The 21639-nt window shown below is 68.8% G+C and carries 19 protein-coding genes; 1 reads left to right on the forward strand and 18 read right to left on the reverse strand.

The features are described 5' to 3' along the window. Nucleotides 1–4 precede the first annotated feature (4 nt). The 17 genes from ABL308_02840 to ruvC form a co-directional block, all read right to left on the reverse strand. Nucleotides 5–2476 (reverse strand): TonB-dependent receptor plug domain-containing protein, encoded by a 2472-nt coding sequence (locus ABL308_02840; protein XBQ16819.1) that lies wholly within the window; start codon nucleotides 2474–2476, stop codon nucleotides 5–7. 219 nt (nucleotides 2477–2695) lie between these two features. Continuing rightward, nucleotides 2696–3580: a DUF1838 family protein gene (locus ABL308_02845; protein XBQ16820.1), complete on the reverse strand. Its 885-nt coding sequence runs from the start codon at nucleotides 3578–3580 to the stop codon at nucleotides 2696–2698. Between the two features lie 119 nt (nucleotides 3581–3699). Beyond that, complete coding sequence (locus ABL308_02850; GenBank protein XBQ16821.1) at nucleotides 3700–4569, reverse strand: SDR family oxidoreductase; 870 nt, start codon at nucleotides 4567–4569, stop codon at nucleotides 3700–3702. A gap of 599 nt (nucleotides 4570–5168) precedes the next feature. Beyond that, nucleotides 5169–6101, reverse strand: a complete 933-nt coding sequence (locus tag ABL308_02855; protein ID XBQ16822.1) for an IS110 family transposase — start codon at nucleotides 6099–6101, stop codon at nucleotides 5169–5171. 637 nt (nucleotides 6102–6738) lie between these two features. Then, nucleotides 6739–8652, reverse strand: coding sequence for an ATP-dependent zinc metalloprotease FtsH (gene ftsH, locus ABL308_02860; GenBank protein XBQ16823.1), 1914 nt, complete (start codon nucleotides 8650–8652; stop codon nucleotides 6739–6741). Nucleotides 8653–8724: 72 nt separating this feature from the next. Further along, complete coding sequence (gene tilS / locus ABL308_02865; GenBank protein XBQ16824.1) at nucleotides 8725–9990, reverse strand: tRNA lysidine(34) synthetase TilS; 1266 nt, start codon at nucleotides 9988–9990, stop codon at nucleotides 8725–8727. Continuing rightward, nucleotides 9981–10904 carry a tol-pal system protein YbgF gene (gene ybgF, locus ABL308_02870; GenBank protein XBQ16825.1) on the reverse strand — a complete coding sequence of 308 codons (924 nt, stop codon included), beginning with the start codon at nucleotides 10902–10904 and terminating at the stop codon, nucleotides 9981–9983. The genes tilS and ybgF overlap by 10 nt, the downstream gene beginning before the upstream one ends. Nucleotides 10905–10971: 67 nt before the next feature. Then, a complete protein-coding gene (locus ABL308_02875) occupies nucleotides 10972–11508 on the reverse strand; it encodes a hypothetical protein (GenBank protein ID XBQ16826.1) in 537 nt (178 codons plus the stop codon). Nucleotides 11509–11601: 93 nt separating this feature from the next. Then, nucleotides 11602–12123, reverse strand: coding sequence for a peptidoglycan-associated lipoprotein Pal (gene pal, locus ABL308_02880; protein XBQ16827.1), 522 nt, complete (start codon nucleotides 12121–12123; stop codon nucleotides 11602–11604). A 154-nt stretch (nucleotides 12124–12277) separates the two neighbouring features. Continuing rightward, nucleotides 12278–13636, reverse strand: a complete 1359-nt coding sequence (gene tolB, locus ABL308_02885; GenBank protein ID XBQ16828.1) for a Tol-Pal system beta propeller repeat protein TolB — start codon at nucleotides 13634–13636, stop codon at nucleotides 12278–12280. Nucleotides 13637–13664: 28 nt separating this feature from the next. Continuing rightward, nucleotides 13665–14486 carry a hypothetical protein gene (locus tag ABL308_02890; protein ID XBQ16829.1) on the reverse strand — a complete coding sequence of 274 codons (822 nt, stop codon included), beginning with the start codon at nucleotides 14484–14486 and terminating at the stop codon, nucleotides 13665–13667. Nucleotides 14487–14500: 14 nt separating this feature from the next. After that, a complete protein-coding gene (locus ABL308_02895) occupies nucleotides 14501–14938 on the reverse strand; it encodes an ExbD/TolR family protein (protein ID XBQ16830.1) in 438 nt (145 codons plus the stop codon). Beyond that, complete coding sequence (locus tag ABL308_02900) at nucleotides 14939–15592, reverse strand: MotA/TolQ/ExbB proton channel family protein (GenBank protein XBQ16831.1); 654 nt, start codon at nucleotides 15590–15592, stop codon at nucleotides 14939–14941. Between the two features lie 200 nt (nucleotides 15593–15792). Further along, entirely contained in the window at nucleotides 15793–16236 is a 444-nt protein-coding gene (gene ybgC / locus ABL308_02905) for a tol-pal system-associated acyl-CoA thioesterase (protein XBQ16832.1), read from the reverse strand. Further along, nucleotides 16233–17264: a Holliday junction branch migration DNA helicase RuvB gene (gene ruvB / locus ABL308_02910; GenBank protein ID XBQ16833.1), complete on the reverse strand. Its 1032-nt coding sequence runs from the start codon at nucleotides 17262–17264 to the stop codon at nucleotides 16233–16235. The genes ybgC and ruvB overlap by 4 nt, the downstream gene beginning before the upstream one ends. 240 nt (nucleotides 17265–17504) lie before the next feature. Continuing rightward, complete coding sequence (gene ruvA / locus ABL308_02915; GenBank protein XBQ16834.1) at nucleotides 17505–18155, reverse strand: Holliday junction branch migration protein RuvA; 651 nt, start codon at nucleotides 18153–18155, stop codon at nucleotides 17505–17507. Beyond that, the gene (gene ruvC, locus ABL308_02920) at nucleotides 18152–18646 is read right to left on the reverse strand and encodes a crossover junction endodeoxyribonuclease RuvC (GenBank protein ID XBQ16835.1); all 495 of its coding nucleotides are present in this window, start codon (nucleotides 18644–18646) and stop codon (nucleotides 18152–18154) included. The genes ruvA and ruvC overlap by 4 nt, the downstream gene beginning before the upstream one ends. Nucleotides 18647–18749: 103 nt before the next feature. Here ruvC and ABL308_02925 point away from each other — a divergent pair, with 103 nt between their 5' ends. After that, a complete protein-coding gene (locus tag ABL308_02925; GenBank protein ID XBQ16836.1) occupies nucleotides 18750–19622 on the forward strand; it encodes a hypothetical protein in 873 nt (290 codons plus the stop codon). On the opposite strand, the gene tkt is transcribed toward ABL308_02925, so the two are convergent. Then, nucleotides 19619–21604 (reverse strand): transketolase, encoded by a 1986-nt coding sequence (tkt, locus tag ABL308_02930; protein XBQ16837.1) that lies wholly within the window; start codon nucleotides 21602–21604, stop codon nucleotides 19619–19621. The two genes, ABL308_02925 and tkt, sit on opposite strands and share 4 nt — an antisense overlap. Between the last annotated feature and the right edge of the window lie 35 nt (nucleotides 21605–21639).

Genomic DNA, 21639 nt, shown 5'->3' on the forward strand with positions numbered 1-21639 from the left:
CCGATTAGAAGCGCAGGCGCGCTTCCACGCCGTAGGCCGGCCCCCGGCGCAGGTTTGCGAAGAAGGCGCGGGTGGGCAGGAAGCCGCGCGCGGCGCCCGGAGGCGCGATATCCGGGCTCGTCGAGAGCGCGCCGAGATTGTGGTACGGCGTCTGGCCCCAGCGGGTCGCCATGATGATGGAGTCCTCGTCGCCGATATTGCGGCCCCAGAGCGAGAAGGTCATCGACTCGGTCTCCACGCCCAGGCGCGCGCCGATCAGCGTGGTGTCGCCGGTTTCGGCCAGGTTGTGAACCTGGACGTATTTCGAGGATTCGTAGGTCAGGTCGGACTGGGCGAACCACTCCCAGCCGCCGCCCAGCGGGGCCCGGAATTCGCCGAAGGCGGCGAACTGGTGCTCCGAGGTCAGCGGGAGCTGCTTGCCGGAAATGTCGCAATTGCCGGTCTGACCGAAGAACTCCGTCCCAGTGCCCGGCGCGGTAGAGCCGGGATCGAGCACGCCGCCGCCCGAGGTCAGCGTCCACTGGAAGTCGTCGCAGCCCTCGGTGAACTCGGGGTTCGTCCAGGCGTAGGTGACCCCGTAATTGAAGAAGTCGACCGGCGAGTGGTTCCAGGCCAGTTCGAGGCCCCAGATCTCGGCCGCGCCCTGGTTGACCGCGATCGAGGTGGCGCCGCCGCCGCCCAGCGCGCTGACGGCACGGGTGACCTGCACGTCGCTGGCCTCGATGAAGAAGCCCGCCGCAGTCAGGACCGCGTCGCCACCAAGCAGGGTGTTCTTGTAACCCAGCTCGTAATTGTCGGACTCTTCCTGCTCGTAGACGTCCGAGCCCACGCCCGCGCCCAGAGAGCCGTTCAGGCCGCCCGGCTTCACGCCCTGAGCGTAAACCGCGTAGATCAGGCCCATATCGGTCTGCCAGTCGATCGTGAAGCGCGGGGTGAAGCTGTCGAACGTGCCTTCCTGCTCGAGGCTGACCGCGCCGCCGGCGCCGAACTCGGTCCGGGTCTTTTCTTCCTCGGCCCAGCGCGCTTCGAGCGTCGCGGTGAGGTTCGGCATGAGATCGTATTCGATCAGGCCGAAGATCGCCTGGTTGGTCGTGCCCACATTGGTCGTCAGATCCCCGATCTCGGGGCTGGCGAACGTCAGATCGTAGGTGGTCTCTTCGAAGTCGTAGTAGAACGCCCCGATCATCCAGCGGAAGGCGCGGTCGACCGGCGAGGAGAGCTTGGCCTCGAAGGAGTAATCGCCCTGCTCCTTGCGCTCGGTCAGCGCGAAGAACGCTTCAGAGCCCGGCCCGCTCGCGAACCAGTTCACGCTGGTGTGGTCGGAGTCCGTGCCGAACTTGCGGTCCTGCGTCCAGGACGAGGCGGAGGCTTCGAGCACATAGCCCGACCCGCCGATATCCCAGCTCGACTGGACCGAGCCCATCACCCCGTCGCGCTCCAGCCCGTCGAAGGCCGTGCCGTCGGCGGTGGAGTAGGGCGAACCCAGGAAGGGCAGGATGGCGTTGGGCGGAACCCCGTCCACCGGGATGATCGGGCCGGGACCGGTGTTGAGCTGAACCGGGGCGGGCTGGATCACGCCGCAGAAATACTGGTTGTCGTTCGTCGAGCCCGACAGCGGGTAACGCGACAGCGACGCCCAGCCCTGCGAGCAATTGTTCGCTTCGGACGGCTGCAGGAAGATCGGCAGCGTGCCGTCGTCGTCCTTGAAATACATGCCGCGCAGCCGGACATCCCAGTTCGGCGTGAAGCTCGCTTCGATCGTGCCGGAGAGGTTGAAGGAGCTTTCCTGACCGACCTTCTCGCCGGTCACGAGGTTGGTGTGCTCGCCGCCGTACTCATAGTGGCGGGCTGAGATCGAGTAGCCCAAACGGTCAGCGACAAGCGGCCCGGACACGCGCGCAGCGATTTCGCGCTCGTCATGGCTGCCCGCACGCAGGCGCAGATCGGCTTCGAACTCGTCGGTGCCGCCGCGCGTGACGTAGTTGATTGCGCCCGCATAGGTGTTCCGGCCGTAGAGCGCCGATTGCGGACCCTTGATCACTTCGACGCGCTCGAGATCATTGGGATCGAGCGCGGAGATCGGACCGGAATAATAAATACCGTCCAGGAAGTAGGCGGTGCCTGATTCCACGCCGAACTGCACGCCGGCGAGCACGTTCGACTGGCCGCGGACGACCGGGCGTTCGGTGGTGCGGCCGAAGGCGGCGGAGAAGCTCAGCCCCGGAGTGAAGCGGGCGACGTCGTCCACGCTCTCGATGCCGAGCTTGCGGATGTCGTCCTCGCCGAAGGCGCTCACCGCGACCGGAGCGTCGAGCAGGCTCTCCTCGCGGCGGCGGGCGGTGACGGTGATCACGTCGCTTGTGCGGGCTGAAGACGCGCCTGGCTCGGGCGCCGAGCCGTCCTGCGCGAGCGCCGGAGCGGAAAGACCGGCGATCGCCATGACCGCTGCGGACGTCAGAAGGGTAAGTTTCTTCACCTGTCGCTCTCCCCTGCGCGGCCTGTTTCGAGCCGCTCTGCTGATCGTCCCGCCGCCGGCGTCTCGGCCATGTCGGGCGGGGCTCGACCCTATTGGTATACCATTTTGTCCGAACAAGCCGCTCCGGTCTGGCCGATCGGGCCTCGTCCGGCGCGGAGTGTTGCATTTACGTGACAAAAACGGGCCGCCAGCAGCGCTGGCGGCCCGGTGTTTCGGTCTTCAGTTCCGGTCGGGCGCTTCGATCTCGCCGCGCGCCACGTCCCGGTAATAGATCCAGCTGGTGACGTTCTCCCGGTCGTCGTCCAGCGGCGGCGGGGTGGTGTACTCGGGATAGTGCTCGGCGATCTCGTCCTTGAAGAACTGAGGCAGCTCGTCCCAGCTGTCGAGCTTGGTGCCGGCGGTGTGGAAATAGATGATCCCGTCGCGGCCCTGCATCTTCATCCAGGGCAGCCAGTCGGACTGGCGCACCCAGCCCACCTCGGTGTCCGCGGTGGTGCGAGTGGGATCGGTCAGATCCTCGACCGAGCCGAAATAGTTGAACATCTCCGTGGCGTGATAGACGCCGCCGATCTCGGCCTGGAATTCGCTGGCCAGCGGGTTCGGGTAGAAGAGCGGCACGGTGATGGTCTGCCACCAGTCGTCGCCCTGGATCTGGCCGCGAAACTGCGCCGGGCCGCGCGGGCCGTTCAGATAGCTCTCGAAGTTCACCGGGTCGTTGGCGACGTGGAGCACGTCCACCGTCTCGCCGGTCCAGGGATTGTCCCAGGTGGACAGGATCTCGCCTGTTTCGGGGTCGAGATAGAGCAGCAGCTCCCGGCTCACCATCTTGTAGCCGGGGCCGTACTCGGGATGGGTCACGCTCACGCAGGCGCGGGTGTTCATCCCCTCGACCCGGAACAGGCGCCGGTCGCGCTCGCCCTGACGGCGGGAATACGCGTACCCGTTCCAGTAATAGGTGACCGCCTCCCCGTCGACGGTGGAGCAGCCCATCTTGCGGTTCATCTCCAGCACGTCCTCGGGATCGTCGAAGCTCAGGCGCTCCTGGGCCGAGGCGGCGGTGAGGGCGAACACGCTCGCGCCGAGCGCGGCGATCAGGGTTTTCATCGGCGTCTCCTCCTGGCGGGGCCGCTGTCCGGCCCGCTTTTCCAAATGATATATCATTTGGTTTTCGCCGAATGATCAAGCCCCGCCCGAAAAGCGGCCGCCTAGAGGATAGAAGGCGGCTAGCCGCCTACGACGTCTCCGCCGTTGGGATGAAGCACCTGACCGCTCATGAAGGAGCTATCCTCGCACGCCAGGAACAGATGGCTCGGCGCGATTTCGTTGGGCATGCCGGGACGGCCCATTTCGGAATTCGTGCCGAAGCTCTCGACCTGATCTTCGGAAAAGCTCGCCGGGATGAGCGGGGTCCACACCGGCCCCGGCGCGACGCCGTTCACGCGTATCCCGCGGCTGGAAAGCTGCTTGGCGAGCGCGCGGGTGAGCCCCACCGTCGCCGCGCGCGAGGCGGTGTAGTCGATCAGCACCGGCATGCCGCGATAGGCGGTGACCGACACCGTGTTCACGATGGCGCAGCCTTCGTCCATGTGCGGCAGGCAGTGCCGAACCATCAGGAAATAGCTGCGCACGTTGGTCTTAAAGGTACGGTCGAACTGCTCGGCGCTGATGTCCTCGACATCGCCCTGCACGTGCTGTTCGCCGGCGTTGTTGACCAGAACGTCGATCCCGCCCAGCCGGTCGATCGCGGTCTGAACGAAGCTCAACACCGTCTCTTCCTCGCCCAGATCGCCCTTGTGCATGTACACGTTCGCGCCTTCGGCCTCGCACAGGCGTCTGGTCTCCTCGGCGTCCTCGTCTTCGTCGAGATAGCCGAAGGCGATGTCCGCGCCCTCGCGGGCGAACAGCACCGCGACCGCCCGGCCGATGCCCGAATCCGCCCCGGTGATGAGGCAACGCTTGCCCTTGAGCCGCCCCGAGCCGGGATAGCGCGGGGTGTAATCGGGCCTGGGGTCCATCTCGGCCTCCCGGCCGGGCTGGCGGTCCTGCTTTTGCGCGGGCGGTCCGCCCTGAAGCTCTTTGCGATCGCCGGTCATGGGGCGCTCCTGTCGTTCGAAGGGGACTCCGCGAACGACAGGACGACGGCGCGGTTCCGCGCGGCGGTGCGCGACAGACCCGCCCCAGCGCCGAAACCCTCGCCGCAGATCTTGCGCGAGGCGATGAGAGAAGACGGTCGGCGCGGGCGGCCGTTCGGCCGAACGCAATTGCGAAGGTTCAAGAGCCGGACGAAACGCCCGCGCCCGGTGCTGTGAGTACGGGCCGATACCTTACGGTTGCTGTATAGCCCGGCGGGTATGGCTTGCTTCGCCCCGCTCAGCCGGCCCCGGTCACGCCGGGGTGGGCCATTGCGGGGTTTGGGCGCGCTTCGCCGGGATTTCGACCTCGGTCACCCCGGAAAGACCGCCGCCTCGCATCCAGCCCGGGGATTTCCCCAGGCTGAAGCGGCCGCCCCGCCGGACACCGCCCCTCACCCCGACCGTGACGCGTCGCGACCGCCGCCTTAACCGGGTGAAGAGGGGGAGAAGTATACCGGCGGCGCGAAAGAGGCGGATAAGGCCGGGGATAACGACCGCCCCACCGCCCTGAATTCCCGGCCGAACCCCCGGACCTGATCCGGGGGAAGAGCCGGCAACTGTTATGCGGTGCTGTAGGCGGTTTGATCTCTAAGCATGGCGTTCAGGCGGGTGAGGAGTTTTCTGGCGACGGCGATGAGGGCGAGTTTTCTGGGCTTTCCCTGCGCCTGGATGCGGTCAGCGAAGGCTTTCAGGTCCGGGCATAGCCTTGCGGCGATCATGGCGGCGATGAACAGGGCGGATCGCACGCGCCGCCGCCCGCCGGAGATGCAGCGCTTTCCCTTGAGCTGACCTGAGTCGTGGTTGAACGGGGCCAGCCCGGCGAGCGCGGCGAGACGCTTGGGGGTGCTGGCGCCCAGTTCGGGCATCAGCGCGAGCAACACCTGCGCAGTGACCGGCCCAACGCCCGGCGCGGTAGCGAGCAGGCGGGCCTGGTCGTTGAGTTCGGTGGCCGCGATCAGGACGGCGATCTCGCGCTCGATGGCCGAGATCGCGCCGTCCAGCCATGCGATGTGCGCCTTCAAGCTGTCGATCAGGATCGGCTCGCCGGTCGCCTTCAGCCGGATGATCTCGTCCTTGCGGGCGGCGACCAGCTGGTCGCGCCTGAGCCCGAGCCGGCCCAGCCGTTCACGGTGCGGGCACGGCGCGGGGTCAGGCGCAGGCCTGAGCCGGGCGCCCAGATCTGCGAGCACGACCGCGTCCAGCGCGTCGGTCTTCGCCTTGCGGCCGGTGGCTTGGGCGAAGCGCCGGGCGGTGGTGGGGTTGATGCGCGCGTTCTGAACACCGGCCGCATGCAGCGCGGCGCGCAGAGCCTGGTCATACACACCCGTCGCCTCGAAGACGACGAAGCCGCCGGTGGCGGCGATCGAGGCGGCCAGCCGGGCCGCGTCGGCGGAGGTGTTGGGGATGCGGCACGCCCGGCCCTGGGCGGGGTCGAAAACGTCCAGCCAGAGCTTGGACACGTCGCATCCGACGTAGCGATCAGGTAAAGTCATCGTGCCTGTCCCTGTGGTGCGAGGTCTGTTGCAACCAGCCTCGTGCAACTGTTCAGGTTGTTGATGTGCAAGCGGGACGGGGCCTGAGCCGGCTCTCGGGCTCGACCGCCCGGGGACCTATCGGCCTCCGTCCCGCAATCATCATGGCACACGACCGATACACAGGGACCTCGTGCAGGATAGGGCGCGCACGCACCGACGCTTCGGGTTTTTGGAAAGCAGCCACCCATCGTCATTCCTGCGGCATGTCCTCGCGAAGGCGGGGAAAGCGGGAACCCAGGTGATCGTAAAGCAGCGGCGAGGCCGCACTGGATCTGCCGACCCGTTCGCTGCTTTCAAAGGGTCTCCCAGACCCTTTGATCCGCTACGCGGACCAGCGCTCACCCCCGCTTCCGCGGGGATGACGAGGTTGAGACGCCCTCTCCTCGCTTCCCGGCCAAGCGCGTCAGCGCGCTGAGCCGGGATCCACCGGAAACACTCAGCCACGTTGCTGAGCGCATGCGGTAGGTCCCGTGTCTCCCTCCGGTCGCACGGGAAGCCAGGGGCGGGGCTCGATCGACCCCGGCCCCAGCCGCCAGCCGCAAAAAAGCCCGCCCGGAAGCGCTCCGGGCGGGCTCTTTTTCAGGGCTGGCGGGGTTTACGCGCCGCCAGGTTTGGGGGTGAGGCCGCCTGGGGCTTCCTCGTCCTCGTCTTCGATGACCGGGACCGCACCCGAGGGCGGGGTCTTGTCCGATTTCGGCGGCACGCTGGTGTCGCGTTCCGGCGGCTGGCCCTTGAGGAGATTGGTGATCTCGTCGCCGGTCAGCGTCTCGTATTCCAGGAGCCCCTGGGCGAGTTTCTCCCAGTCCTCGCGGCGCTCTTCCAGGATGCGCACGGCTTCCTGATAGGCGTCGTCGACGAGCTGGCGAACCTCTTCCTCGATCAGCTCCTTGGTCCGGGCCGACACCGAGAAGCCCGGCGTCTGGCCGTTATAGCCTTCGTGCGCCTCGGCGTAGTCGACATTGCCGACCTTGTCTGACATGCCCCAGCGCAGGACCATCGCACGGGCGAGCTGGGTCGCCTGCTGAATGTCGCCGGCCGGACCGTTGGAGACGTGATCGGCGCCGTATTTCAGGATTTCGGCGGCCTTGCCGGCCATCGTCATGGCGAGCTTCTGGCGGCACTCGTCCTTGTGCCAGTTCAGCCGGTCCATCTCGGGCAGGGAGACCACCATGCCCAGCGCGCCGCCGCGCGGGATGATCGTCGCCTTGTAGACGGGATCGCACAGCGGCAGGCTGAGGCCGACGACGGCGTGACCGGCCTCGTGATAGGCGGTCTTTTCCTTCTGGTCGGCGGTGAGCACCATCGAGCGGCGCTCGGGGCCCATCATGACCTTGTCCTTGGCGTCCTCGAACTCGGCCATGCCGACGATGCGCTTGTTGCGCCGCGCGGCCATCAGGGCGGCCTCGTTGACGAGGTTGGCGAGATCCGCGCCCGAGAAGCCCGGCGTGCCGCGCGCGATGACCTTGGGATCGACGTCGTCGCCGACCGGCACTTCGCGCATGTGCACTTTCAGGATCTTCTCCCGGCCCGTGATGTCTGGATTGGGCACGGTGACCTGGCGGTCGAAACGGCCGGGGCGCAGCAGCGCCTTGTCCAGCACGTCGGCCCGGTTGGTCGCCGCGATGATGATGATGCCCTCGTTGGCCTCGAAGCCGTCCATCTCCACAAGGAGCTGGTTCAGCGTCTGCTCTCGCTCGTCATTGCCGCCGCCCAGACCCGCGCCGCGCGCCCGGCCGACCGCGTCGATCTCGTCGATGAAGATGATGCAGGGCGCGTTCTTCTTGGCCTGCTCGAACATGTCGCGCACCCGGCTTGCGCCGACGCCGACGAACATCTCCACGAAGTCGGAGCCCGAAATGGTGAAGAAGGGCACGCCCGCCTCGCCCGCGACCGCGCGCGCGATCAGCGTCTTGCCGGTGCCCGGAGGGCCGACCAGCAGCGCGCCTTTGGGGATCTTGCCGCCCAGGCGCTGGAACTTGGAGGGGTCCTTGAGGAACTCCACGACTTCCTGGAGCTCTTCCTTGGCCTCATCGACGCCGGCGACGTCCTCGAAGGTGACCCGGCCGGTCTTCTCGGTCAGCAGCTTCGCCTTGGACTTGCCGAAGCCCATCGCGCCGCGGCCGCCGCCCTGCATCTGGCGCATGAAGAAGATCCACACCGCGATCAGGAGCAGCATGGGGAACCAGCTGATCAGCACGCCCAGAAGGCTCATCCCGCCTTCGTTCTCGGGACGGGCGGTGATCTCCACCTCGTTCTCGCGCAGCGCGGCGGTGACGTTGGCGTCGGCCGGCACGGTGGTGCGGAAGGTGTTGCCCGCCGCGGTCTCGCCGGTGATCGTCTCGCCCTGGATCGTGACCTCGCGGATCTCGCCGGCCTCGACCTGGTCCATGAAGCGCGAATAGTTCAGCTCGTCGGTGGCCGCCGGCTGGGAGGGACCCTGGAGCAGGTTGAACAGCGCCAGGAGCAGCACCAGCAGGATCGCCCAGACGAGGATGTTGCGCATATTCATAAGGTCGCGTTCCTTATCTCGGGCCGGATGACGCGCCGGCCGCGCGCGGGCCTGGCCCGGTGTTCAGTCGTGTCACGCCCTGATATTGGGCCGTGCGGGGGCTTTCGCCAGTGCCGCGACGCCGCGCGCCGCATCTGAAAGTGCATCAAACCACGCCGGAGAGGCCGGGGAAAGCAGCCGCGCGGCGATTCTGTCCCGCGCCAGCAGGCGCATAGGCTGCGGTGCAAGAGCCTCGCCACCCGAAGCCTCCACCGGAAGGCCGGGACGAAACACCGCAGGCGCGTCAGCGAATTCCGGCGGACAGGCCCGCCCGCCCAGCGCCTCGATCCGCGCCGGGCCGCCGATTTCGAACCGGCCGTCGAACACGCCCGCACCGTTGTCAGGCAGGATCAGCGGCTCGGCTCCGCCCGCCCCGTCCGCCCGGCCCGCCGCAGCGCCCGGATCGCGCCCCAGCCGGCCCGACGCGGTGAGCAGAACGCCGGCGGCGCTCGCCGCACGGCCCGCAAGCAGCGCGTCGAGCAGGACTTCGGCGTGCGGTCCGGGACCGTCGGCTTCGCCCGACACGCCCGCCGCCACCGCCTCGATCGCGCGGATCGCGACCCGGCGCGGCGCGGCGGCGAACCCGGCGCGATCGAGCGCGGCGATCCCGAGATCGCAGAGCCTCATCGCCTCGCCGAGGAGCGCAAAGGCCGCCCGGCCCTCGGCGGCCCGGACCGCCTGCGCGGCGTCGCTGAAGGTCAGAAGCGCGGCTTCCGCCGCAGGGTCGATCGGGGCGCGGCGCAGCCGTACGCGCTCATAGGCGGGGTCGGCGTTGGAGGGATCCTCGATCCAGTCCACGCCTTCGGCCCGCAGAAAGGCGCGCAGCGTCTTCCTGCGCAGGCTCAGGAAAGGCCGGGCGATGAGCAGGCCCCGCCCCTGCGGCCAGACCGGCGAGGGGTCGAGCCCGGACGGGCCTGCGAGCCGGAGCGCGCTGCCGGGACGGGCCGCGCGCATGCGGAGCGTCTCCACCCGGTCTTCGAGCGTGTGGCCCAGGCACAGCACCGGCGCGCCGATCTCCGCACAGGCGCGAGCGAGCATCAGATGCCGGGCGGTGCGCGCCGCGTTCTGGCCGGGGCGCGGCGCATCCCATCTCAGAACGCGCGCCTCGGCGCCGATCGACCGGGCGAATCCTGCGGCGCGCCCGGCTTCGGAAGCGCTTTCAGGCCTGAGGCCGTGATCGACGATGAGCGCAGCGAGCTTGAGATCGGGCGCGGCGCGGCGCAGCGCCAGCAAAAGCGCCGTGGAATCCCCGCCCCCGGACAGGCCGACGGCGAGCGTTGGCGCGCGTCCTAGCTGCACCCGATCCGGGCGATCTCGCGCTGCGCCTTGCGGCGGGCGTCCTGATCGGCGCTGGGAAACTCGACCGGGAAGGTGGCGAGCACCTGGCAGGCCTGCTCGGTCTCGCCGAGCCCTGCGAACGCCGCGCCGAGCTTGATCAGCGCGTCCGGCGCGCGCTCGCCCCTGCGGTCGGTCTGAAGCGAGGCGATATAGGCGTCCGCCGCCGCGTCGAGATCGCCGGCCACGAAATGGGTCTCGCCCAGCCAGTAGAAGGCCTCGTCGGCCATGTCGTCTTCGGGATAGGCGGCGACGAAGGACTCGAACGCGTCGCGCGCGTCGGCGAAATCGCCTTCGAGCATTTCGTTGCGGCCGCGGGCGAACAGCGTGTCGGGATCGGCCGGCGTCGCCGCCTCCGGTGCCCCCAGCTGGGACGGGCCGCCGGCGGGACCCGAAGACGCCGCGCCGCCCGCGTTCGCGGGCTGACCGGCCGGACGCTGCGCCTGCGCGCCGCTCGGCGCCTGCAGCGGCTGCACGTCTTCGGCACGGGCTTCGGCGAAAGGATCGTCGGGGTTGATTTCGTTCGGTTCGAGAACGGCGGGCCCGTCGCCGGCGCGCGGATCGGCGCCGGTCTGCACACCGCCTTCAAGGATCACATTCACGCTGCGCTGCAGCTGGTCCAGCTGGGTGCGGAGCTGGCGGTTCTCGAAGGCGAGGCGTTCGATCTCGCCGGTGAGCACGCGCTGTTCGCGCTCGAGCGCGTCGATCCGCACGATGAGGGTCTCGGCCACCGGATCGCCGGCGAGCGCCTGAGCCTCGATCTCGGCGAGCCGGGCTTCGGCGGCGTCGAGCCGGGCGGCGAGCTCGCGGCGGGACTGGGCCTCGGCGGGCGCGGCGAGGCCGGCGGCGAGCAGGACGAGCGCAATCAGGCGAAGCATGGCGTTTCCCTCGGTATCCGGATGGGTGTGCGAGCATCCGGTTTTGATTGGCGAAATCAAGGCGGGCTCAGCCCGCCGCGCACCAGGAGAGGCTGCCGGGAACCAGCGCCCAGCCGGCTTCGCTCTGCTCGACCTGGAACTGGTACCATTCCGCGCTCTCGGTCGTGTCAACGCCGTCATCGAAAACCCACGCTGTCGAGATCGTGCAGACCAGCCGCACATGGCTCGCCTCGCACGACGCGGTGCGGGTCTGCGCGGCGCCGTCGTCCAGAATGGCGGGCTGGGGCTGGGCCGCCTCGGCGGCCTGGGCGGCGAGATCGACCGGCCCGCCCGGCGCGTCTCCGCCGAAACAGCTCGACGCGGGCTCTACGGCGCCGGTCCCGGCCAGCGCATCGGCCAGGAAGGCGGCCGCGCCGTCCGCCTCGTAAGGAAGCGCCAGAGGCGGCTCGCCCTCGCCGTGCTCGGGTGCGGCTTCGGTGTCGGTGTCAGGCGCTTCAGCGGCGGGCGCGGCGGGCGCGCCGAGCAGGTTGGAAAGCCCCCAGCCCGCGCCGAGCGCGAGCGCGGCAGAGACAATGACGGCGGCGATGAGACGGATGACGATCATGATGCTTTCCCCCCGAAAAGCGGTTTTCTGAGACGAAAACGCCCGCGAACCGTGAGGCTCGCGGGCGTTGGTTAGATCAGCCGATACGGCCTCTTACGAGGTCGCGCCGGACTGAATCACGGTGATGGCGTTCCGGTTGCGGGCCCAGCAGGATTCGGTGGACTCGCGGCAGACTGGGTTCTCCTTGCCGTAGGACACGGTGGAGATGCGGGCCGGATCGACGCCCTGGGCGACCAGGAAGTCGCGGGCGGCGGCGGCGCGGCGCGCGCCGAGCGCGAGGTTGTACTCGCGGGTGCCGCGCTCGTCGGCGTTACCGGCGATCAGCACGCGAACCGACGGATAGCTGGCGAGCCAGGCGGCCTGACGGCGCAGGGTCTCGCGGGCTTCAGACGTCAGCGTGGCCTGGTCGAACCCGTAGAACACGCGATCGCCGGCGGTCACTTCGAAGTCCTCGACCGAACCCGGGGCCGGGCCTTCAGGCTCGGTGACCGGATCGGTGACCACTTCGTCGACGATCGGATCGGTTTCGACCTCTTCGATCTGCTCGGGTTGGGTGGCGCAGGCGGCGGTCAGCAGGCCGAGGCCGGCGACGGCGGCGAAAGCAAAACGCTTCATTTAGGTAGTCCCTCTTACTGGCCGTCGGGTTCCCGCCCCTTCCGGCCGGGTCCGCGTTCATTGACGCAGACCGCATCTTAAGCAGCCCTTAATCGGCGAGAGCGCTCACCCCTCTCTATCGGCGCACTCGGAGCGGACTCTATACGCTCTTTTATTAGTCGATCAAGGGAGACCACGCCGGATCGGAGGCCGCGCCGTCGGTCGGCAGGCGGCGGAGATTGAATCCGGCGAGGTCCACGCTCCAGATCGAGGGCTCCTCGCGGCCGTTCACCAGATCGCCGCGGGTGAACAGGATGATCCGGCCGTTCGGCGACCAGGTCGGGGTATCCACCTTGTAGCCTTCGTAGAGGATGCGCTCCTCGCCCGAACCGTCCGCGTCGACCACGCCGAGCATGAACCGGCCCTGATGCTGCTTGACGAAGGCGACGAGATCGCCGCGCGGCGACCAGACCGGGGCGGTGTAGCGCCCTTCGCCGAAGGTGATGCGCACCGGATCGGTGCCGTCGGCGTTCATCACGTAAAGCTGGGACTGGCCCGAGCGCGAGGAGGAGAAGACGATCTGCTCGCCGTCCGGCGCGTAGCTCGGCTCGATGTCGTCGGCGGGATGGTTGGTCAGCTGGCGCAGCGTGCGCATGCGCAGATCGAAGCGGAACACGTCATGCCCGCCCCGGCGCGCGGCGGCGACCACCAGTTCGCGCCCGTTGGGATGGAAGCTCGCCGACAGCGACTGGCCGCCTTCAGCCAAGCTCGGACCGGAGTCGAACAGCGCTTCCTGCCGGCCGGTCTGAAGATCGTAGAGATAGCTCGTCGCCTGACCGTCACGGAAGGAGACGTAGGTGATCTGCTGGGCGCTGGGCGAGTAGTTCGGCAGAAGCGCCATGTAGGAACGGTCGGTCAGGAGCGAGGGGTTCGCCCCGTCCTGGTCCATCACCGCGAGCTGGCGGATCGGCGCGCCGTTCGCCCCGCTGCGCTCGGAGACGTAGACGATCCGGGTGTCGAAATAGCCTTCCTCGCCGGTCAGCCGCTCATAGACCGCATCGGAGACCTTGTGCGCGATGCGCCGCCAGTTGTCCGGCGTGGAGGCGAACTGAAGGCCCAGAAGCTGCTGCTCGGTCGCGGTGTCCCAGAGCCGGAAGGCCACCGTCATGCGGTCGTTTTCGATCGTGATCCGGCCCACCAGAAGCGCCGAAGCGTCGATCACGCGCCAGTCGCCGAAACGCGGGCGCAGATCGATGTTCTCGATCTCCTCGATGAAGGCTTCGGGATCGACCGGATCGAACAGGCCGGTATTGCCCAGATTGCCGGTGACCACGCGGGCGATGTCCGCGCCGATCTCGGCCTCGCGTCCGCCTGCGCCGGTGAAGTCGGTGATCGCGATCGGCATCGGATCGAGATGGCCTTCGGTGACGTCCACCCGCAGCGGGCCCTGGGCGGCGGCCTGGGCGGCGAGCGCGGCGAAGGCGGCGATCAGGGCGAAAACCTGAAGAAGGCGGTGTCTCACGGCGGCGGTCATCGGGCGGTCTCCGGCGGGGCTGAAGCGGCTAGCGGTTACGTTGGGTGTCAACATTGACCTCAAGAAGGCGCCATTCGGCGTAGTTGGCGGCCGGCAGCTGATAGGGCGCGCAGTCGATGACCGCGCGCAGCGCCCGCTCGCCGGCGACGCGCAGGAAGGGGTTGGGCGAGTTCATCACCCGCGCCTCGTCGCTGAGGCGCGGCGGTTCGGCGAGCTCGCCGCTGCGTTCCAGGCGAACCCGCACCGTGACGCGCAGATCCATGCCCGGCGGCGCGTCGGCGTTCGAGCGCACGCAGCGGGCGATCTGGCTGGCGGCCATGGCCTGCAGCGTGGCGGTCATCGCCGTGCCCGGCCCGGCGCCCTGGCGGGTCTCGCCGGTCTCAGCATTGGGATCGCTGCGCTGCTCGCGCGAGCGGTCGACCATGCGCGACAGATTGTTGAGATCGAGGCCGCGCGGCTGTTCGGGCTCGGGCTCGGGGCGCACCGGTTCGGGTTCGGGCTCGGGTTCAGGCTCCGGCTCGACCGGCTCGGGCTCGGGTTCGGGCTCGACCGGTTCGGGGACCGGATCGGGTTCGGGCGGGATGATTTCAGGCTCGGGCTCGACGACCGGTTCGGGCGCGGTGTCTGGCTCGGGCGTGGTCTCGACCGGTTCGGGCTCGTCTTCGATTTCAGGTTCGGGCTCTGGCCGCGCGGCGCGCACGTTCGTGTTCTCGGCCAGCGTCACGAGTTCGACGGGAACGACGACCATGTCTTCGGCGAAGCGCGAGGCGGCGGGAAAATAGATCAGCGCCGAGCCGATCAGCGCGCCGTGCAGCACCGCCGAGAGGATGAAACCGAGGGCCTGGCGCATCTCGCCGGCGCCTCCTAGCGCTGCGCCGGATCGGTGACGAGGCCGATATTGGCGTAGCCCAGCGAGGAGACCCGCGCCATGACGCGCATCACCTCGCCATAGGCCACGCCGTCATCGGCGCGGATATACACGCGCGCATCCGATCCCGCACCGGAGATCGCCTGCAGGCGCGGACCGATTTCGTCAAAGCCGATCTCGGTCTCCATCAGATAGATCGTGCCGTCGCGCTGGATGGTCAGCGTCAGCGGCTCCTCGCTGGTGGTCATCGCCCGCGCCTCGGTGTCGGGCAGGTCGACCTCGACCCCGACGGTGAGCAGCGGCGCGGACACCATGAACACGATGAGCAGGACCAGCATCACGTCCACAAAGGGCGTGACGTTGATCTCCGCGCTCGGCTTGAAGCGCCGGCGGCCGTTCGAGGTTCCAGAGCTGGTGTCGACTCCGCCGGCCATCTAGCCCTCCCGCGACGCCATCGCGGCGAGGTCGTCGACGAAGCCTTCGAGCTTGGCGGCGAACTTGCCCAGGCTCGAGCTCAGCGCGTTGAAGAAGATCACCGCCGGAATGGCGGCCAGAAGGCCCAGCGCGGTGGCGAACAGCGCCTCGGCGATGCCCGGCGCGACGACGGCCAGTGAGGTGTTGTCGGTCGCTGCGATCGCGCGGAAGGCGTTCATGATCCCCCAGACCGTGCCGAACAGGCCGATGAAGGGTGCGGACGAACCGATGATGGCGAGCACGCCCAGCCCGCTCTCCATCTTGGACAGCTCGCGATTGGCTTCAGCGCCGCCGGACTTGGCCACCGAGAACCCGTCCCAGTCGCGCATGGCCGCAGCCAGCACCCGGCCGAACGGATGGTTCGGATCGCGGCCGTACCGGTCGGCGAGCTTGTCGAGCGACGCGCCGGACCAGAACTCGTTTTCGAACCGGCGCGCCTTGCCGTGCTGGCCGGAGAAGGCGACGAATTTCTCGATCGCGATCGCCCAGGACCAGACCGACATGAAGGCGAGAATGGCCATCACGGCCTTCACCACGATGTCGGCCCGCATGAACAGGTAGACGATGGTCAGTTCCTGACCCGGATCGGCCAGCTCGACGGCGACGCTTTCCATGAGTGCGCTCAGACCCCTTCTTGATCGCGGCGCGGCGTGAACCGCTGTTACGCGAAACTTGTACCCCCGGACGGGTGGTTTAGCCGGACGCAAGGTCCGCGCCAAGCCGCAGCCCAGGATGTTCACCGTCATTTCATACGGCGCGCACCCTTAAGCGAGATTAAGGCGGATTTTTGAGGACGGCGGAGCTGAAGCGGGGCTCAGCCGGCCTCCGCCGCGGCCTCGATCGCCGCCGCCGCGCTTTTCGGGAGCCGCCTCGGCCGGCCGGCGAGATCGATGCAGGCCGCCTCCACGCTGGCGGTCAGCAGCACTTCTTCGCCGCGCAGGATACGCTGCGCGACGCTGAGGCGCGCGCCGCGCGCTTCGGTGAAGCGGGTCTCGATGATCAGGGCGTCGTCGATGCGGGCGGGCCTCAGATACTCCGCCTCGATCCGGCGCACCGCGAAGCCCAGAGGCGTGTCGAGCTCAAGCAGATCCTCATGGCGCACGCCGGCGCTGCGCAGCGCGTCGGTGCGGCCCCGCTCGAGGAATTTCAGGTAGTTGGCGTAATACACCACCCCGGTGAAGTCGGTGTCCTCGTAATAGACGCGGACCGGAAGCGTGTGCACGCCGGAGGTCCAGGCGCCGGAGGTGGGCTCGGTCATTTCCCCTCTCCGAACAGGTCGGGCGCGGTGGTCCTGGGCGGGGTCAGCCCCAGATGGGTCCAGGCGCGCGGGGCGGCGACGCGGCCGCGCGGCGTTCGCTGGATGAAGCCTTGCTGGATCAGGAAAGGCTCGACCACGTCTTCGAGCGCGTCGCGGGCTTCCGCGCAGGCCGCCGCCAGCGTCTCCACGCCGGCCGGCCCGCCCGCAAAGCCCTCGATCAGGACCTTCAGATAGCGCCGGTCGAGACTGTCGAGCCCCACCTCGTCGACCTGCAGGCGTTTCAGCGCCGCGTCGGCGGTCTTCGCGTCGATGGTTTCCGCGCCGTCGGACTCGGCGAAGTCGCGCACCCGGCGCAAGAGGCGGCCGGCCACGCGCGGCGTGCCGCGGGCGCGCTTGGCGATCTCTTCCGCGCCGTCGGGCGTCATCGCCGCGCCGAGTTTCGACGCGCCGCGCGCGACGATGCTGGCGAGTTCCTTCGTGTCATAAAACTCCAGCCGCACCGGCACGCCGAACCGGTCGCGCAGCGGCGTGGCGAGAAGACCCGCCCGCGTCGTCGCGCCCACCAGCGTGAACGGGGGGAGATCAATGCGCACGGTGCGCGCGCTCGGCCCCTCCCCGATGACGAGATCGAGATGGAAGTCCTCCATGGCCGGATAGAGGATCTCTTCCACCGCCGGCATCAGCCGGTGGATCTCATCGATGAACAGCACGTCGCGCTCGTCGAGATTGGTCAGGATCGCGGCGAGATCGCCCGCCTTGGCGATGACCGGGCCGGAGGTGGCGCGGAAATTCACTCCCAACTCCTTGGCGACGATCTGCGCGAGCGTCGTCTTGCCCAGCCCCGGCGGGCCGGAGAGCAGCACGTGATCGAGCGCTTCGCCGCGCCGCGCCGTAGCCTCCACGAACACCCGCAGATTGGAGATCGCGTCCGCCTGACCGACGAAATCGTCGAAGGACAGCGGCCGCAGCGCCCGGTCGCGCGTATCGCCAGCGGTTTCCTCGGAAGTGACGAGACGGTCTTCAGTCATGGGCGCGTTTTGACATGGCGGCGGCGCGATGTCCTCCCCGCTGGTCTGTTAAGCGCCTGGCTGACGAAGTTTTCCTTCCCTCCCCTCGACGGGGAGGGTGTCCGCGAAGCGGACGGGTGGGGTGGGGCCGCGCACGCGACCGCCCGCAAATTCTGGCGCCGCACCCCCACCCGGCCCGGACCTGCGGTCCGGTCCACCCTCCCCGCAAGGGGGAGGGAAGAACCGTGGGCGCAAAGACAGTCACCGCGCCAGCTCCTTCAGCGCGGCGCGGATGAGTTTCGCTTCATCGGCCTCCGGCGCCTCGCGCAGGGCCACGGCGACGGCGCGGCGGGCGTCGGTTTCCGCATAGCCGAGATTGATCAGCGCGCTGACTGCGGCCTCGCGCGCCCCGGCGTCGGTGGAGGGCGGGGCGCCGGCGGGGGCGGGCTTGCCCGGCTTCGTCCCCAGCGCGGCGTTCAACCCCGCCGCGCCGGCCGCCAGACCGCGGCCCAGCGGCGGCGCCTTGTCTTTCAGTTCGGTGGCGATGCGCTGGGCGAGCTTCTTGCCCACGCCCTTGGCGCGCTCGAAGGTGGAGACGTCGCCCAGCGCGGCTGCGCTTTCGATCTCACCCACCCCGGCCGCGTCCAGCATGGCGAGCGCGTGTTTCGCGCCTACGCCCTGCACCGACTGCAGCCTGACGAACCAGGCCCGCTCGGCCTCGCTTAAAAACCCGAAGAGCTTGAACTGGTCCTCGCGCACATAGGTCTCGATATGGACCGTGACCTCCTTGCCCGGTTCGAGCCGGGAGAGGGTCTTCGATCCGGCGTGGACGAGATAACCCACACCGCTGACGTCGATCACGGCCTCCTCCTCGCCGACCGCGTCGACGAGGCCTCTCAGCTTTCCGATCATGAGGCGATCCTTCTCGCGGGCCGGTGATTAGCGTGACAGATGGCGACCGCCAGCGCGTCGGCGGCGTCGGCTTCGGCCTTCGCACCGGGCAGGAGGATGCCGACCATGGCCGCGACCTGGCCTTTCTCCGCGCCGCCCGTGCCGACCACCGCCTTCTTGACGAGCTTGGGCGGGTATTCGCCCACCGGCAGGCCGGCGCGGGCGGGCGCGAGCACGGCGGCGGCGCGCGCCTGGCCGAGCTTCAGCGCGCTGCCCGGATTGACGTGGACGAACTGGTCCTCGACCGCGGCCTCATCGGGGCGGTGCTCCTCGATCAGCGCGGTCAGGCCGTCGAAGATGAAGCACAATCGCTCGGCCATCGGCGCCTTGGGGGGCGCCTTGATGATCCCGCAGGCGATGAAGCTCAGCCGTGCGCCGTCCTGGGCGATCACGCCCCAGCCCGTCGCGTTCAGCCCGGGGTCCACGCCCAGTATGCGAATCGGTCCCGCCATTCGGCCAGCATACCGGTTTCGTTCCGGCGCGCGCGAGGCGCAACGCATCAAGCGGAGCGGCGTTTTCAGCTGTGAAGCCGAAACTCCCAGGGAGGGACACGCCATGCGCATCCGTTTTCTCACCGCCGCCGCGACCGCGACGCTGGCGCTCGCCGCCTGCGGACCCGACGATGAAGAGGGCGCCACGCTGGATGCCGGCCTTGAAGAGGCCGAACCCAACGCCGCAGACGCCGAACCCGGCGCCCAACGCTCCACGCAAGGCTATACCGGCGAGGAAAACACCGGTGACGATCCGGCCGACGCCGAACGGACCGCCCGCGGCGGCGACGAGATCTCCATCGGCGGCGAGGACCGGCCCGGCCCGGCGGTCGAGGCGGTCGCCGAGCGCTTCGGCCTTGAAGAGGCCGACGAGATCCTGCTGCCGACCACCTACCGGTCGACCGCGGACATCACCTCGAACCATGTCGAATATCAGCTCAATCAGGGCGAGCTGGGCTATCTCAGCTTCGACACCGACGAGCCGATCGATCCCGAACAGGCGCTGATCCAGCCGCGCGACGCGCTGGCGATTGAACTCACTGAAGACCGAGTGACGCCCGTGCTGGGCCAGCCGGTGATCGTCACGATCATCGCCCGCGCCGGCGAAGGCTATGAGAACGGCGGCCAGCGTCCCGCCCTGCGCGCGGCCTGGGTGGAGCCCAACGGCGACAGCTCGGGCTGGCGCACGATGAGCCTCACCGAAGACTGGCAGAAGGCGGTGTTCAGCTATGACGCGCCGTCCGACACGCAAGGCCGGCACGTGCTCGCTCTGCTGCCGCCCGAAGGCCAGGGCGTGGACATCGCGGCGATCGCCCTGCGCAGCATGGGTGAAGGCATGGACCTGCCCGATCCCGGCGGCGCGGAAAGCGGCGAGATGACCGGTCAGGACATGCCCGCTCAGAACGGCGCCGGCGGCATGGACGGCGAAGGCGGCTAGAGGCGCTTGCGCGCTTCTTCGGCCACCGCGTCGGCGGTGATGCCGAAATGGCGGTAGAGGTCTTCGGCCGGGGCGCTGGCGCCGAAGCCGGTCATGCCGACGAACCCGCCTTCGCGGCCGATGAGCGCGTCCCAGCCAAAGCGGCTGGCGGCCTCCACGGCGACGGCGGGGCGGTCTTTCGGCACGACGGCCTCGATATAGGCGGGGTCCTGCTGAAGGAAGGTTTCAAGGCTCGGGCAGCTCACCACGCTGGCGGCGACGCCTTCGCCGTTCAGGATTTCGGCGGCCTGCACCGCCAGGCTCAGCTCGGTGCCGGTGCCGATCAGGGTGACCTGCGCGTTTTCCGCCTCGCGGATGACGTACGCGCCGCGCTTTGACAGCACGCTCGCGCCGTCGTCTTCGCGCAGATGCGGGACCTTCTGACGCGACAGGATGAGCGCGGTGGGACCGTCGGTGCGCTCGAGCGCGGCGATCCAGGCTTCGGCGGCCTCCACCGCGTCGGCCGGGCGGTAGACCGCGAGATTGGGAATGGCGCGCAGGGCGGCGAGATGCTCGACCGGCTGGTGGGTCGGACCGTCTTCACCCAGCCCGATGGAATCGTGGGTGAAGACATAGACGACCGGCTGGTTCATCAGCGCGGACAGGCGCACGGCCGGGCGGCAATAGTCCGAGAACACCAGGAACGTCCCCGAATAGGGCCGGATGCCGCCGTGCAGCGCCATGCCGTTCATGGCCGCGGCCATGCCGTGCTCGCGTACGCCGTAATGGATGTAGTCCCCGCCGAAATCGTCCCGCGTCACCGCGCGATGGCCCTTGGCGCGAGTGTTGTTCGATCCGGTCAGGTCTGCCGACCCGCCCACAAGGCCGGGATAGGCTTCCCAGAAGCTCTCGATCGCAGCGCCCGAGGCGGCGCGGGTGGCGAGCGCGGGCTTGTCGGTCAGCGTCTTTCTGATGTGCGCCTTCAGCCCGTCGATCGCCTCGCGCGGGGGCTCGCCGGAGAGCTGGGCGATGAAGGCTTCGAGCCGGTCTGACGCCTGGAGCCGTTTCTCCCATTCCGCCCGCGCCTGCGCGCCGCGGGTCCCGACGGTTTTCCAGCCCTCATAGACCTCGCCGGGGATCTCGAACGGGCCGTGGCTCCAGCCCAGCGCCTTGCGCGCGCCTTCGATCTCGTCCGCGCCGAGCGGCGAGCCGTGGCTTCCGGCGGTGCCGGCCTTGGTCGGCGCGCCGAAGCCGATCTGGGTGCGGCAGGCGATGAGGGTCGGCTTGTCGCTGGCTTTCGCCTTCTCGATGGCGGCGTCCACCGCGGCCGGGTCATGGCCGTCCACGCGCATCGCCTCCCAGCCGCAGGCGGTGAAGCGGGCGCAGTGATCGACGGTGTCGGACAGGTTCGTCGCGCCGTCGATGGAAATCTCGTTATCGTCCCACAGCACGATCAGTCGGTTCAGCTTCAGATGGCCGGCCAGCGAGATCGCCTCCTGGCTGATGCCTTCCTGAAGGTCGCCGTCCGACGCGATGACATAGGTGTGGTGATCGACCAGATCGTCGCCGAAGCGCGCGTTCATCATCCGCTCGGCCATCGCCATGCCCACCGCGGTGGAGATCCCCTGCCCCAGCGGGCCGGTCGTGGTCTCGACGCCCGGGCAGTGGCCATATTCAGGATGGCCGGCGGTTTTAGAGCCGAGCTGACGGAAATTCTTCAGCTCCTCCATGCTCACGCCCTCGACCCCGATCAGGTGCAGGATCGAATAGATCAGCATCGAACCGTGCCCGGCGCTGAGCACGAAGCGGTCGCGGTCCGGCCAGTCGACGTCGGCGGGATCGAACTTCATGTGGCGCGTCCACAGCACGGCGGCGGCGTCGGCCATGCCCATCGGCATGCCCGGATGGCCCGAGTTCGCCTTTTCCACCGCGTCCATGGAGAGGGCCCGGATCGCGTTGGCGAGCGGCTTGATCGCGTTGGTGTCGAGGGGAGCGTCGGTCATGGGGCGGCCTCGTGGGACGGGAAGGAGAAGACAGC

The sequence above is a fragment of the Oceanicaulis sp. genome (assembly GCA_040112665.1).
GTDB lineage: Bacteria > Pseudomonadota > Alphaproteobacteria > Caulobacterales > Maricaulaceae > Oceanicaulis.